This is a genomic window from Pseudomonas arvensis (assembly GCF_056688935.1).
Window position 1 is genome coordinate 5796460 of sequence record NZ_CP162038.1, and the last position, 14557, is coordinate 5811016.

The following is a 14557-nucleotide window of genomic DNA, read 5'->3' on the forward strand; positions in this document are numbered from 1 at the left end:
CGCGGGCAAGCCCGCTCCCACATTAGACCGCGATCCAAATGTGGGAGCGGGCTTGCCCGCGATAGCGCCAGTACAGACAACGCAGACTGACTTAGTCTTCCAGCAGCTCTTCAGCCTGACCCAGGATGTTTTCCAGGGTGAAACCGAATTCTTCGAACAAGGCTGGCGCCGGCGCCGACTCACCGTAGGTGGTCATGCCGATGACGCGGCCTTCCAGGCCCACGTACTTGTACCAGTAGTCGGCGTGAGCCGCTTCGATGGCAATACGCGCGCTGACCTGCAACGGCAGGACCGATTGCTTGTAGCCAGCATCCTGGGCTTCGAACACGCTGGTGCACGGCATGGACACAACGCGCACGTTACGGCCCTGGGCAGTCAGCTTGTCGTAGGCCTGAACGGTCAGGCCGACTTCGGAACCGGTGGAGATCAGGATCAGCTCCGGCTCGCCGATGCAGTCCTTGAGCACGTAGCCGCCACGCGCGATGTCGGCGATCTGTGCGTCGGTACGCACTTGGTGTTGCAGGTTCTGACGCGAGAAGATCAGCGCCGACGGGCCGTCCTTACGCTCGATGGCGTGCTTCCAGGCCACAGCGGATTCCACCGCGTCGGCTGGACGCCAGCAATCCAGGTTCGGCGTGGTACGCAGGCTGGTCAGTTGCTCGACCGGCTGGTGCGTCGGGCCGTCTTCGCCCAAGCCAATGGAGTCGTGCGTGTAGACATGGATCACACGCTTCTTCATCAGCGCGGCCATACGTACTGCGTTACGTGCGTATTCCATGAACATCAGGAAGGTCGCGCCGTACGGCACCAGGCCGCCGTGCAGGGACACGCCGTTCATGATGGCGCTCATGCCGAACTCGCGCACGCCGTAGTACATGTAGTTACCGCTGGCGTCTTCGGCCGAGACACCTTTGCAACCTTTCCACAGGGTCAGGTTGGAACCGGCCAGGTCGGCCGAACCGCCAAGGAACTCAGGCAGCAGCGGGCCGAAGGCATTCAGGGTGTTCTGGCTGGCTTTACGGCTGGCAATGGTCTCGCCCTTGGCCGCAACTTCGGCGATGTAGGCCGAGGCTTTTTCCGAGAAGTCGGCAGGCAGATCACCGGCGAGGCGGCGCACCAGCTCATTGGCCAGCTCTGGGAATTCGGCGGAGTAGGCAGCAAAACGCTGGTCCCACTCGGCTTCGGTCGCCAGGCCTTTTTCCTTGGCGCTCCACTCGGCGTAGATGTCAGCCGGGATTTCGAACGGGCCGTGGTTCCACTTCAGCGCTTCACGGGTCAGGGCGATTTCCGCGTCACCCAGCGGGGCGCCGTGGCAGTCTTCCTTGCCTTGCTTGTTCGGCGAACCGAAACCGATAGTGGTCTTGCAGCAGATCAGGGTTGGTTGCGCGCTCTTGCGAGCGGTGTCGATGGCGGTCTTGATCTCTTCCGGATCGTGGCCGTCGACGTTGCGGATCACCTGCCAGTTGTAGGCTTCGAAACGCTTTGGCGTGTCATCGGTGAACCAGCCTTCGACTTCGCCGTCGATGGAAATGCCGTTGTCATCGTAGAAGGCGATCAGCTTGCCCAGGCCCAGGGTACCGGCCAGGGAAGCGACTTCGTGGGAAATGCCTTCCATCATGCAGCCATCACCCAGGAACACGTAGGTGTGGTGATCAACGATGTCGTGGCCAGGACGGTTGAACTGCGCGCCCAGGACTTTTTCAGCCAGCGCGAAGCCAACAGCGTTGGCCAGGCCTTGGCCCAGGGGACCGGTGGTGGTCTCGACGCCTGGGGTGTAGCCGAATTCCGGGTGGCCCGGTGTGCGGCTGTGCAGCTGGCGGAAGCTCTTGAGGTCATCAATGGTGACGTCGTAGCCGGTCAGGTGCAGCAGCGAGTAGATCAGCATCGAGCCGTGGCCGTTGGACAGCACGAAGCGGTCACGGTCGGCGAACGACGGGTTGCTCGGGTTGTGTTTCAGGTAGTCACGCCAAAGTACCTCGGCGATATCCGCCATGCCCATCGGGGCACCGGGATGGCCGCTGTTGGCTTTTTGCACGGCATCCATGCTGAGGGCACGAATGGCGTTGGCACGCTCACGACGGCTGGGCATCGCTGTTCTCCTGAGGATTTGAATAAAGAGTGAATAAAAAGAAACGCAAAAAAGGACCGGCATTTTCCCTCAGCCACCGCCTGCGGGCAATGACAGATAGTCACTTGAGGCTGTTTTTCCTGTGCGTTGCCGGCAATCGCCTGCAGAAATCGGCAACTTGTTCGTCTAACGGTTATAGCGGCGGCTTATAACCGCCACTTATCGATCAATATCAAAACTTTTTGATATTGGCCTTGCGAGGATATGCACCCGTCACTAGACTGCTGGCCTTATGAACCTACCCGTGCCCTCACTGCGTCCCGACGACGGCGATGAACTGGCAGCCTTGTGCAAGGCCGCTGGGGACCCGTTGCGCCTGAACGTCTTGCGTGCGCTGACCAACGATTCCTTCGGCGTACTGGAACTGGCGCAGATCTTCGCCATCGGCCAGTCCGGCATGAGCCACCATTTGAAGGTGCTGTCCCAGGCCGACCTGGTAGCCACGCGCCGCGAAGGCAATGCAATTTTTTACCGCCGCGCCCTGCCCCACACCGACCTGCTCGGCGGCAAGCTGCACGCCGCCCTGCTCGAAGAAGTGGACAACCTGAGCCTGCCAACCGACGTACAGTCGCGCATCGGCCAGGTCCACGGGCAACGCGCAGCGGCGAGTCAGGACTTTTTCGCACGGGTGGCCGAGAAGTTTCGTGCGCAGCAAGACCTGATCGCCGGCCTGCCGCAGTACCGCGACAGCGTGCTGGCGCTATTGGACAAGCTGAGCTTCAGTGATGAGGCGACGGCATTGGAAGTCGGGCCTGGGGATGGCGGCTTTCTGCCGGAGTTGGCGCGCCGCTTTCATCAGGTGACCGCGCTGGACAACAGCCCGGCGATGCTCGAACTGGCGCGACAGTTGTGCGAGCGTGAATCGCTGGGCAATGTGACCCTGCAACTGGCTGACGCCTTGAGCGGCACGCTGATCAAGGCCGACTGCGTGGTGCTGAACATGGTCTTGCACCATTTCGCCGCTCCCGCCGACGCATTAAAGCAAATGGCCGGGTTGCTGCACCCCGGCGGTAGCCTGTTGGTTACGGATTTATGCAGCCACAACCAGAATTGGGCCAGGGAGGCCTGCGGTGATCTCTGGTTGGGTTTTGAACAGGACGATCTGGCCCGCTGGGCCACCGCTGCGGGGCTCGTTCCCGGGGAAAGCCTCTATGTAGGCTTACGTAATGGTTTCCAGATCCAGGTTCGCCATTTTCAGCGACCGGCTGGCGACACTCACCATCGGTAATATCAGGAAAACATCGAGATGAGCGAATACTCCCTTTTCACCTCCGAGTCCGTGTCTGAAGGGCATCCGGACAAAATCGCCGACCAGATTTCTGATGCGGTGCTGGACGCCATCATTGCTGAAGACAAGTTCGCCCGTGTGGCGTGCGAGACTCTGGTGAAAACCGGTGTAGCGATCATCGCCGGCGAAGTGACCACCACCGCCTGGGTTGACCTGGAGCAGATCGTCCGTGACGTGATCACCGAGATCGGCTACACCAGCTCCGACGTCGGCTTCGACGGCGCGACCTGCGGTGTGATGAACATCATCGGCAAGCAGTCCCCGGACATCAACCAAGGTGTCGACCGTGCCAAGCCAGAAGACCAGGGTGCCGGTGACCAAGGCCTGATGTTCGGCTACGCCAGCAACGAAACTGAAGTGCTGATGCCAGCACCGATCACCTTCTCGCACCAGCTTGTGCAGCGTCAGGCCGACGCGCGTAAATCCGGCCTGCTGCCTTGGCTGCGCCCGGACGCCAAGTCCCAGGTGACCTGCCGCTACGAAGGCGGCAAGGTGGTGGGTATCGACGCTGTCGTGCTGTCGACCCAGCACAACCCTGACGTGTCCTACGCCGACCTGCGTGAAGGCGTGATGGAGCTGATCGTCAAGCACGTACTGCCGGCCGAACTGCTGAGCAAAGACACCCAGTTCCACATCAACCCGACTGGCCAGTTCATCATCGGTGGCCCGGTGGGCGACTGCGGCCTGACCGGTCGCAAGATCATCGTCGACAGCTACGGCGGCATGGCGCGTCACGGCGGCGGCGCGTTCTCCGGTAAAGATCCGTCCAAGGTTGACCGTTCGGCCGCCTACGCCGGTCGTTACGTGGCCAAGAACATCGTTGCGGCTGGCCTGGCCGAGCGCTGCGAAATTCAGGTGTCCTACGCCATTGGTGTGGCCCAGCCTACGTCGATCTCGCTGAATACCTTCGGCACCGGCAAGATCAGCGACGACAAGATCGTCAAGTTGGTGCGTGAGATCTTCGACCTGCGCCCGTACGCGATCACCACCATGCTCGACCTGCTGCACCCGATGTACCAGGAAACCGCAGCCTACGGCCACTTCGGTCGTACCCCTGCGCAAAAGACTGTCGGCGACGACACCTTCACCACGTTCACCTGGGAAAAAACCGACCGCGCCAACGACCTGCGCACCGCCGCCGGCCTGTAAGCACGCGTTGCACCCAAAAGCCCTGCCGGGTTCGCCCGGCGGGGCTTTTTATGGCCTGCGCGACCCCTTTCACATTTTTTGGATCCAAACCTTGCAGGCCCAATGATGGCCCTCTAGAATCCGCGCCCTCTCGGGCCCTCTAACCTTATCTGGATATTGACCTGCGCCAGCCCGGGATAGACACGTGCACAGGCAATCGAACATTGAGGTTTTTCATGCGCATCTCCACGCTCGCCCCTGCTGCCCTTCTGCTCAGCCTGTTCGCCCTGCCGGCCCACGCCGCTGACCTGAGCGCACTGAGTGGCGCCCTGACCTCCCAGCTGGGCGGCGGCAACTCCGGCGACTGCCAAAAACAAGCCGCAGACCTGCAAACCAAGATCGATGCGGCCGAAGCCAGCAAAGACACCTTGAAAGTGAAGGCCTTCAAAGCGGCGCAAGACCAGATCAACAAAGGTTGTGACAAACTTTCCGAGGCCCAGGCCAAAGCCGACGCCAAGCAGCAAACCCAAGAGGCCAAGGCTGATAAGCCGGATGCCGTGAAAGCCTTGGGCGGTCTGTTCAAGTAAGTAGAAACACCCGGTAAAAAGCCCCGCACTGTCGGGGCTTTTTTGTGGCCGTGAGGTTCATTTAGGCTGGGCACCCTTTCCGAGCAAGGATGCTCATGATGCGTTTATTGGTTGCCCTGTTACTCAGCACGTTCCCCTTATTGGCATCGGCCGAAGACTGCCCCGACGAGGCCAGGACACAGGTCGACACCCTGGCCGAACAGGTCCGCCTGTGGGATGACAGCTACCACCGCCTCGGCCAATCCCCCGTCCATGATGAGCTCTACGACCAGGCCCGCCAGCGCCTGACCCATTGGCGCCAGTGCGTCACTCCAACCCCCTCGAAACCTGATAACCCACTGGCTAGCGCTCGGGGCACCTTGCCACACCCGGTTGTGCATACCGGCCTGGAAAAACTCCTGGATGAACAGGCCGTCGGCGCCTGGCTGGACACCCGACACGACGTGTGGATCCAACCCAAGGTCGACGGCGTTGCAGTGACGCTGGTGTACCGTCAGGGCCGCTTGAAGCAGGTGATCAGCCGCGGCGATGGTACTCTCGGCCAGGACTGGTCAGCCTCCGCCCGCAGGATCCCCGGCATTGTCCAGCAACTGCCGGAGCCCATCGATGTGGTGCTGCAAGGCGAGCTGTATTGGCGCCTCGACGACCACGTGCAATCAGCCCTGGGCGGGCTCAATGCCCGCAGCAAGGTGGCCGGCCTGATGAACCGCCGACAGTTGAGTAACGCCGACGCCGCCGGTATCGGCCTGTTTGTCTGGGCCTGGCCGGACGGCCCGGCCGTTTTTACCGAACGCCTGGCCATCCTGGCACACTGGGGTTTCACCGACAGCCAGCGCTATAGCCAGCCCGCCCGGACAATCACCGAAGCCGCGCACTGGCGCACCTATTGGTACAACCACACACTGCCCTTCGCCAGCGACGGGGTGGTACTGCATCAGGCATCACGGGCGCCCGCCAAGCGCTGGCAAGTCAGCGCACCCTACTGGGCTGTCGCCTGGAAGTACCCCGCTTCCAGGGCCTTGGCCCTGGTCCGCAAGGTGCAGTTCAAGATCGGCCGCACGGGGCGCATAACGCCGATTCTGGAACTGGAGCCAGTGCGGCTGGACGACCGACAGATCAGCCGGGTCAGCGCCGGCTCGCTGAAACGCTGGCAGGCGCTGGATATTCGCCCTGGCGACCAGGTTTCCATCAGCCTGGCAGGCCAAGTGATCCCGCGACTGGACCAGGTGATCCTGCGCAATACCAAACGGATCGACCTTCCTGTCCCCGACCCGCAGGACTTTCACGCCCTGAGTTGCTGGCAACTGGACCCAGGCTGCGAAGAACAGCTGCTCGCACGCCTGACCTGGCTGAGCGGCAACCAGGGCCTGGCGTTGCCGCACATGGGTCGCGAGACATGGAACATATTGATCCAGGCCGGTCTAATCGCAGGCTTTCTCGATTGGTTAACCCTGGATACGACAGAGCTTGCTAACATTGATGGCTTGGGTGAGCGCAGCCGCGCACGACTGCTCGACAGCCTTCACAGCGCTCGGCAACGACCCTTTGCACAATGGCTCAAAGCCTTGGGTGTGCCGCCTGCGGCCCGCAGCAATCTGGAGGGCAACTGGCAGACGCTGGTCGCCAGAGATACCCAGGCCTGGTTGGCCATCGATGGCATAGGTCCGGGGCGTGCAGCGCAACTGAGCGCTTTTTTCCGCGATCCACAAGTACTGGCTTTGGCTGAAACATTACGCGTGGCAGGAATAGACGGGTTTTAAACCCCGCCCAGCCACCCTTAAACCACCGCAGAATTCACCCTGCACTTTGCGACCCTGGAGCTCCACATGAAATTCCTCGCCCCTTTTGCCCTGCTGACCGTCGCAAGCTTCATGGCCACGCCACTGCTGGCCGCTGAAGAAGCCCCCCAACTCACCGGCTGCGCCGCCAAGCGCCAGGCCATCAGCACCCAGATCGAACAAGCCAAGGCCCACGGCAACAGCGCCCAACAGGCCGGCCTGGAAAAAGCCTTGAGCGAAGTCACCGCCAACTGCACCGACGCCTCGTTGAGAAAGGAGCGGGAAAACAAAGTGCTCGACGCCAAGCACGAGGTCAGCCGCCGTCAGGCCGACCTCGACAAGGCGATGAAAAAAGGCGACTCGGAGAAGATCAACAAACGTAAGGACAAACTCGCCGAGTCCCGCAAGGAACTGCAGGACGCCGTGGAAGAACTCGACCAGTAAAACCGGTCAGTGGTCACGAAACTGTTTATGGCAGGCACTGCAGGCGTCTTCGACTTTCTGTACGGCAGGCGAAAGGTTACTGGCCTTGTAGGGCTGCACCTGGCTGGCGATCACCAACTCGCCGGTGGCCGCTTCCAGGTCGCGAGCCAATTGCTGGAATTGCGCCTGTTTTTGCCACACGTCATCCTTGGCGCTGGTGTGATCTTGCTCGCGCACGCTCGGAAAATGCTTCCATGGTTCATGGGACAACGCATCGAGCTTGACCGCGCCTTCGGCGAATTTCGCGCCGTCGAACGGAATGCGTCCACGCAACATGCCGCCCAGGTCTTCGCCGGTCTTGAGCATCTGCTTGAAGATCGCCTTGCGCTGGCCCAGGGGCGAATTCGGATCGACGCCACCGCAGGCAGACACCGCCAGGCAGGCCAACAGTACAACCGTCATTTTTTTAAAAGTCATGGTGGCTCAGGGTCACGGGAAACGGCGGCCAGTATCCTCGCCCCGCCCGCAAAGACCAATAGCCCTATTAATAACAAGGGTTGCCCAAGAGCGCCAAGGCGCGGGCAATCGTTTCAGGAAATACGTGTATGAGTCTCATGTTGAAACCCTGGAGCCGCCGTCTGGCGTGGGCTCTGCCGATGATTGCGCTGCTGGCCGGCTGCGACGCAGGCAAGGACACCGGTAAAGACACAGCTAAAGATGAAGCAGCCAAACCCCATGCCGTTGCCACTTACGTCAGCGCCCCCTGGGAAGCGCTGCCGACGGTATCCGACAGCGACCTGCTGGCCGGCTTTGAATCCTGGCGCAGCGCTTGCCAACGCCTCAAGGCCGACCCGGTATGGGGTGCGACCTGCGCGGCGGCAGCCAGCGTGCCGGGCAATGCCGTAGCGGTGCGCGGTTTTCTCAAGGAGCGCCTGGATGTGTTCGGGCTGCGCTCGGCTGATAACACCCCAAACGGCTTGATCACCGGCTACTACGAACCGGTCTACCCCGGCAGCCTGACCAAGAACGCCACCGCCCATGTGCCGGTGTATGGCGTGCCGGATGACCTGATCATCGTCAACCTGGAAAGCATCTACCCGGAACTCAAGGGCAAGCGTCTGCGCGGTCGCCTGGAAGGCCGCGTGCTAAAGCCTTACGACGATGCCAGCGCCATCAACGGCCAAGGCTCCAGCGCCAAGCCGATTGCCTGGTTGACCCAGCCGATGGACCTGCAATTCCTGCAGATTCAGGGCTCGGGGCGCATTCAACTCAAAGACGGGCGTCAACTGCGCGTCGGTTACGGCGACCAGAACGGCTACCCCTACCGCCCTATCGGCCGCTGGCTGGTGGAGCAAGGCGAGCTGAAGAAAGAAGACGTGACCATGGGCGCCATCAGTGCCTGGGCCAAGGCGCACCCGGAGCGAATCCCGGAGTTGCTGGCGAGCAACCCCAGCTACGTATTCTTCAGCGCCCGCCCCGACAGCAACGAAGGCCCACGCGGTTCGCTGAATGTGCCGTTGACCGCCGGCTACAGCGTGGCGGTGGATCGCAAGGTGATTCCGCTGGGCAGTTTGTTGTGGTTGTCGACCACCAAGCCTGACGGCACGCCGTTGGCACGTCCGGTTGCGGCACAGGATACGGGTGGTGCAATCACCGGCGAAGTGCGTGCGGACTTGTTCTGGGGCACCGGCGATGCGGCAGGTGAACTGGCCGGGAATATGAAGCAGCAAGGGCAAATCTGGATGTTGTGGCCCAAGGGCGCGGCGTTGCCACAGGTTCCGGAGACCCTCTAAGTCAAATGTGGGAGGGGGCAAGCCCCTTCCCACAAGTGGATCTGCGTCACAGGTCAGATCGAGACAAAGAAGAAACTCGCAATCAACGCCATGCCGACAGACCACACCACCGAGCGCAGTATCGCCCAGTCGGCCAGGTAGCAAATGATGTACAGCAGGCGGCTGGTGATAAACAGCACGGCCAACACATTGATGGTCACCAGCTCGGCCGTACCGGCCAGATGCGCGATAATCACCGCCGCCGCAAACGCCGGGGTGACTTCAAAGCCGTTGAGTTGCGCACTGTGGGCACGCTTGGCAACCCCTTGCAGGGTGTCCAGAAAAGCACGCGGGTCGTGGTTCTGCCGAGGCCCGAACTTGCCCTGGCTGAACTTGGCCACACCCGTACACAGGTAAGGCAGAAAAATTGCGATCAACACACACCAGAAAGCGACCGTCATCACTCATTCCTTTTGTCGTTTTAAACAGCGATTAGAGTTTTAGCACTAAACATACCAAACCGCACTTACCCGCTAAGAGCCGCCCCGCACCAAAAGGTTCTATCGTGCGCGGTGCAACCTCATGCCGCTGCTGCGGTCCATCCCCCCACTCATCACTGATCTTCCTTCCACTCCAAGGACCCCGGATGCTTGAACTTGTCGCCGCCTTCATTTGCCTCACCACCCTGCTCACCTACGTGAACTTCCGCTTTATCGGCCTGCCGCCCACCATCGGCGTCATGGTCACGGCCCTGCTGTTTTCCCTGATCCTGCAAGGCCTGAGCGTGCTCGGCTACCCCGGCCTGGAGGAACGCATCCAGCAACTGATAGGCCAGATCGACTTCGGCGACCTGCTGATGAACTGGATGCTGTCGTTCCTGCTGTTCGCCGGTGCCTTGCATGTCAACCTCAGCGACCTGCGCAGCTACCGCTGGCCCATCGGCCTGCTGGCAACCTTCGGCGTGCTGATCGCCACGGTAGTGATCGGCAGCCTGGCGTACTACATCTTTGCCCTGTTCGGCTGGCACGTGAGTTTCCTCTACTGCTTGCTGTTCGGCGCGCTGATCTCACCCACCGACCCGATTGCGGTGTTGGGTGTGCTGCGTACTGCCAATGCGTCGAAACCGCTTAAAACCACCATCGTCGGCGAGTCACTGTTCAACGACGGCACAGCGGTGGTGGTCTTTACCGTCCTGCTGGGCATCGCGCAATTGGGCGAGACGCCTACCGTGGGCGCCACAGCCATGCTGTTCGTCCACGAAGCCGTTGGCGGCGTGGTGTTCGGCGGGCTCATCGGCTACCTGGTGTACCTGATGATCAAGAGCATCGAACAGCACCAGATCGAAGTCATGCTGACCCTCGCCCTGGTGATCGGCGGCTCGGCCATGGCCACCGAGCTGCACGTCTCTGCACCGATTGCGATGGTGGTGGCCGGGCTGATCATCGGCAACCTGGGGCGCAAGCTGGCGATGAACGACATGACCCGGCGCTACCTGGACGGTTTCTGGGAATTGCTCGACGACATGCTCAACGCCTTGCTGTTTGCACTGATCGGCATGGAACTGCTGCTGTTGCCGTTCAATTGGCTGCACGTGTTTGCGGCCAGTTTGCTGGCAGTGGCGATCCTGCTTTCGCGCTTGCTGACCGTAGCCCCGGCGATCCTGCTGCTGCGCCGCTGGCGCGCGGTGCCGCGCGGGACCATCCGCATCCTGACCTGGGGCGGCTTGCGCGGCGGGGTTTCGGTGGCATTGGCGTTGGCCCTGCCACTGGGCCCGGAGCGCGACTTGCTGCTGAGCATCACCTACATCGTGGTGCTGTCCTCGATCCTGTTGCAGGGGTTGAGCATCGGCAAGCTGGTCAAGCGCGTGACGCGGGACGAGGCCCAGGCCACGCCTGACGTTCACTGATCCTGGTCGATACGCTGCGGATGCCTTGGGTCCGCAGCCTTCTTGCCCGGCAGGCTGCCTTCGCTGCGAATCTGCGCATGGCTGATCAAGGCAAAGATAAAGCTGCCCCCGATGATGTTGCCGGCCAGTGTCGGGCCGGCAAACACCAGCCAGAAATCCTTCCACGGCAGCTCGCCGGCAAACACCAGATAAGACACTTCTGCCGAACCCACCACGATATGGGTGAAATCCCCCAGCGCCATCAGGTAGGTGATCAGGATGATGATCCACATCTTGGCGCTTTCCATCGATGGAATCATCCACACCATGGTGGCGATCATCCAGCCGGAGATGATGCCCTTGGCGAACATCTGACCGGGGTCGTTTTCCATGATCTTGCGCCCGATCTCCAGGAAGGCCATGTCGGTCTTGGTATCGAAGATCGGCAGGTGCAGCATCACATAGGCCACCAACAGGGTGCCGCAGAGGTTGCCCACCAGCACCACTGACCACAGCCGAAGCAGACGCCCGGCATTGGCCAGAGTTGGCTTGCTCATGACCGGCAGCACGGCGGTAAGAGTGTTTTCAGTGAACAGTTGCTGGCGCGCAAGAATCACCGCCAGAAAGCCCGCACAGTAGCCGAAGCTGGCAATCACCTTGAATGCTTCACCCTCGGGCAGGCGTGAATTGAGCAGGCCCATGGCCATCAGCGACAGGCCCATGGTCAACCCGGCGGCCAATGCCGACCACCACAAGGCGGCCACGTTGCGCTCCAGTTCCTGGTCACCCTGGGTGCGGATGATTTCATGCAGCACCGCTGCACGGGGTGGCTGGTTATCGTCCACATCCTGCTGCTCTTCCTGCGAAAGGTTGGGAGTTTTGCCGTCTTCGTGTTTGGCCATGATGGTCCAGAGTCCAAGGGGTGCCTGTAGCTACGACACGCCCCAGCGATGGCTGTTCAGTGGCCAGGTCACTAAACCGGAATACGCCAGGCCCTGGCCTGTTCCACCGTCGTGGAATTGACCGGCTTACCCCAGGGTTTATTGCGTGCTCCGTAATTTTGAACAATGCCGTCAAGCACGCGGTTGAATGCTGCCGGCGTGGTCGCTTTGGCCAAGTCACGCGCCGCCGCTTGCAACAACTCGACATTGGCATCTGGCTGGCCCGGACGGTACTGCGATGGGTAAATGACCTCACGGGTGAAGTTCTCAGCCCTCACCGCGAGATCACGCCTCTGCATTTCGGCGACGGCACTGGTCATGACCTTGGAGATTGGCGTTTTAACCAATGCCTGCATGGCGCCCATCTGCAAAAGCTGCTGGAAGTTACGCTGCCCACCGGCATTAAGGCGCTGCCCCAGCCACTCGACTTGTTCGGGCCGACGAGCAAGTGCGTCCAGGTTACGTAGTGCCGATGCCAACTTCGGCGTGAGCGCAAGCGCTCCTGCAGATTGATTGTCATCCGTAATCGCACCGTCCAGCACCCCCAACGCCTCGTAAGCATCCTCGCGAAACTTCAGTACGGCTCCGGCAGCCGGATCATTCTCCAAGTGACCCTGAACACGGGTGATGACTTCATCATCCATCGCCAACAGCGCACTTTCCAATGAGGCGAACGGATGATGCTCACGTGTTGTGTCACGCCTTTCCAGATGGGCCGCTACCGCTTGACGCGCCAGCGCCTGCAGATAATTTTTCTGTTCAGGGGTCATGGTGAAGTTGACGGTGCCATTGAGCAGGCCGCGGAAGTCACCTTTTGTGGTGTTCAGCGGCAACGTCACGGTCTGATCAGCGAGTGTTTTGAGCCGATCATCTTGATAAGCCTCGGCCGCCGTGTGCGGAGTATCGGTAAAGGTGTCGACCAGATGACTGAAAAAACCACCGCTTTTTTGCGGCGTTGCAGGCTTTTCGGATTCGAATTGGACGATCAGCGGCTCGTCTCTGTTCCAGATGCTCTCTGGCAACGAACGGTCAATGACATTGGGAGCAGGGGTATTGAGGAGCAGCCCACCATCGCGAAAGGCCGTAACTTCTGAACCCTGCTGAAATCCTTGGCCCTGCTCGACCGGGCTCTTGAACAGCATCGGCAACGAACCCGAAATATGGGCAGCGCGGGCGATGTCCATGTCTGGGGTCAGGTTGGCGTTGAACACCACCAACTGCGGGCGACCGTCGAACATAGCTGTGCCGGTGATATTGAGTTGCTTGATTGCAGGGATAACGCGATTCAACACCTCAAGATCGCGAAAGGTGGGCGCCCCTCCGGCACTGAGCCGGTCGGCAATCTTCATGAGTTCTGCTGGCCGGGTGGCCCTGGGCGTGTCGGCGATATGGGCGAGAATTGATTTGCGCGACTCATTGCGCATCATCTCTACCAATAGGGGTGCCTCGCTTTGCAGGCGCGGCATCATGGTCAATAAGAGCTGGGAAATATTACCAACCGGACCAGGCAGTCGCTTGGCGAGCTTTCCAAGGGTCGAACTTGCATCTTGCAACCAGGCTGTTACCGGGTCTTGGCTGTTGAGCAAACCGGGCAGGTCGATACGATCCAGCAGGCTATCGAACGCCTTGCCGCCTATTCCGCTGGCAAGCAATACGCCAGAAATCGCCCCCGCGGATGAGCCGGACACCACTTTGATACCCTGCATTTTCCCGACATCTTCAAGCGCCTGCGTCATCCCGGAAAAGGCCACACCTTTGGCACCGCCACCGCTGAGCACCAGGTGTCCAGGCGCAGGCGGTGACAAAACCACCTCCACTGCGCCACTGCTGTCGCGATAGAGGCTCAACTTACGGGGCCCTAGACCCTCGACCAACGAGGTGCTAGTGCTTGGGTCCAAAGGACAAGGCAACGGCGGCTGAACCTGATGAACGGAACCGGACACTTTCATACGCAAGCCTCTCACTGCAGGGTGTGAGACTGAGTGATGAGCACGCTACTAAAAGATCCACGCAGAATGATCCGGTAATTAAAATCCAAGCGCTGCCGTGTTATTCACGAAGGCTGTCATCCTGGAACTGGTCTTTCACGTATTTGATCTCTGTACGGCCGTGAGGGGCCGGCAGGCCGTCTTCGCCGAGGTTGACGAAGACCATTTTTTCCACGGTGAGGATGCTTTTGCGGGTGATCTTGTTGCGCACTTCACAGGTCAGCGTGATGGAGGTGCGGCCGAACTCGGTGGCGGTGATACCCAACTCGATAATGTCGCCCTGGCGCGACGCGCTGACGAAGTTGATTTCGGAAATGTATTTGGTCACCACCCGCTGGTTGCCCAGTTGGACGATGGCGTAGATAGCTGCTTCTTCGTCGATCCAGCGCAGCAGGCTACCGCCGAACAGGGTGCCGTTGGGGTTGAGGTCTTCGGGTTTTACCCATTTGCGGGTGTGGAAGTTCATGGTCACTCCAAAGCGTCTTGCCGAATGATGGGCAACATCATGGCAGAGCCCAGGCCCAAGCTCTATGAGCCATTGCCTATCAAGCCCATGAACGATCTTCATGCCGCCGACAGAAAGGCTTGGGAAGTCTGGCGCACACGGCTATAATCGCCCCCGTTTCAAAACGGTCATTT

Annotated in this window: 13 protein-coding genes; 7 read left to right on the top strand and 6 right to left on the bottom strand. The window is 60.5% G+C overall.

Going from position 1 to position 14557, the window contains the following annotated elements:
- Positions 1-91 precede the first annotated feature (91 nt).
- Positions 92-2089: a transketolase gene (gene tkt / locus AB3G88_RS26400; protein ID WP_099585790.1), complete on the bottom strand. Its 1998-nt coding sequence runs from the start codon at positions 2087-2089 to the stop codon at positions 92-94.
- 271 nt (positions 2090-2360) lie between these two features.
- Here tkt and AB3G88_RS26405 point away from each other — a divergent pair, with 271 nt between their 5' ends.
- The 5 genes from AB3G88_RS26405 (at position 2361) to AB3G88_RS26425 (ending at position 7353) form a co-directional block, all read left to right on the top strand.
- Entirely contained in the window at positions 2361-3356 is a 996-nt protein-coding gene (locus AB3G88_RS26405; RefSeq protein ID WP_099585791.1) for an ArsR/SmtB family transcription factor, read from the top strand.
- A gap of 18 nt (positions 3357-3374) precedes the next feature.
- Positions 3375-4565 (top strand): methionine adenosyltransferase, encoded by a 1191-nt coding sequence (gene metK, locus AB3G88_RS26410; protein WP_099585792.1) that lies wholly within the window; start codon positions 3375-3377, stop codon positions 4563-4565.
- A gap of 215 nt (positions 4566-4780) precedes the next feature.
- The gene (locus tag AB3G88_RS26415) at positions 4781-5131 is read left to right on the top strand and encodes a hypothetical protein (RefSeq protein ID WP_099585793.1); all 351 of its coding nucleotides are present in this window, start codon (positions 4781-4783) and stop codon (positions 5129-5131) included.
- Positions 5132-5226: 95 nt separating this feature from the next.
- Positions 5227-6891, top strand: coding sequence for an NAD-dependent DNA ligase LigB (gene ligB / locus AB3G88_RS26420; RefSeq protein WP_480452346.1), 1665 nt, complete (start codon positions 5227-5229; stop codon positions 6889-6891).
- A gap of 66 nt (positions 6892-6957) precedes the next feature.
- Entirely contained in the window at positions 6958-7353 is a 396-nt protein-coding gene (locus tag AB3G88_RS26425; RefSeq protein WP_099585795.1) for a DUF1090 domain-containing protein, read from the top strand.
- Positions 7354-7359: 6 nt separating this feature from the next.
- On the opposite strand, the gene AB3G88_RS26430 is transcribed toward AB3G88_RS26425, so the two are convergent.
- Positions 7360-7809 (bottom strand): c-type cytochrome, encoded by a 450-nt coding sequence (locus AB3G88_RS26430; RefSeq protein WP_099585796.1) that lies wholly within the window; start codon positions 7807-7809, stop codon positions 7360-7362.
- A gap of 128 nt (positions 7810-7937) precedes the next feature.
- Between AB3G88_RS26430 and mltA the strand changes: the two genes are divergently transcribed.
- Positions 7938-9125: a murein transglycosylase A gene (gene mltA, locus AB3G88_RS26435; RefSeq protein WP_480452349.1), complete on the top strand. Its 1188-nt coding sequence runs from the start codon at positions 7938-7940 to the stop codon at positions 9123-9125.
- Between the two features lie 53 nt (positions 9126-9178).
- On the opposite strand, the gene AB3G88_RS26440 is transcribed toward mltA, so the two are convergent.
- Positions 9179-9565, bottom strand: a complete 387-nt coding sequence (locus AB3G88_RS26440) for an MAPEG family protein (protein ID WP_099585798.1) — start codon at positions 9563-9565, stop codon at positions 9179-9181.
- A 185-nt stretch (positions 9566-9750) separates the two neighbouring features.
- On the opposite strand from AB3G88_RS26440, the gene AB3G88_RS26445 reads away from it, so the two are divergent.
- The gene (locus tag AB3G88_RS26445) at positions 9751-11010 is read left to right on the top strand and encodes a cation:proton antiporter (protein ID WP_480452352.1); all 1260 of its coding nucleotides are present in this window, start codon (positions 9751-9753) and stop codon (positions 11008-11010) included.
- Here AB3G88_RS26445 and AB3G88_RS26450 read toward each other — a convergent pair.
- From AB3G88_RS26450 to AB3G88_RS26460, 3 genes are all read right to left on the bottom strand, one after another.
- Positions 11004-11891, bottom strand: coding sequence for a formate/nitrite transporter family protein (locus AB3G88_RS26450; protein WP_158879138.1), 888 nt, complete (start codon positions 11889-11891; stop codon positions 11004-11006). The genes AB3G88_RS26445 and AB3G88_RS26450 overlap by 7 nt on opposite strands.
- A gap of 71 nt (positions 11892-11962) precedes the next feature.
- Entirely contained in the window at positions 11963-13879 is a 1917-nt protein-coding gene (locus AB3G88_RS26455) for a patatin-like phospholipase family protein (protein ID WP_480452354.1), read from the bottom strand.
- Positions 13880-13979: 100 nt separating this feature from the next.
- Positions 13980-14384 carry an acyl-CoA thioesterase gene (locus tag AB3G88_RS26460; RefSeq protein WP_099585803.1) on the bottom strand — a complete coding sequence of 135 codons (405 nt, stop codon included), beginning with the start codon at positions 14382-14384 and terminating at the stop codon, positions 13980-13982.
- Positions 14385-14557 lie beyond the last annotated feature (173 nt).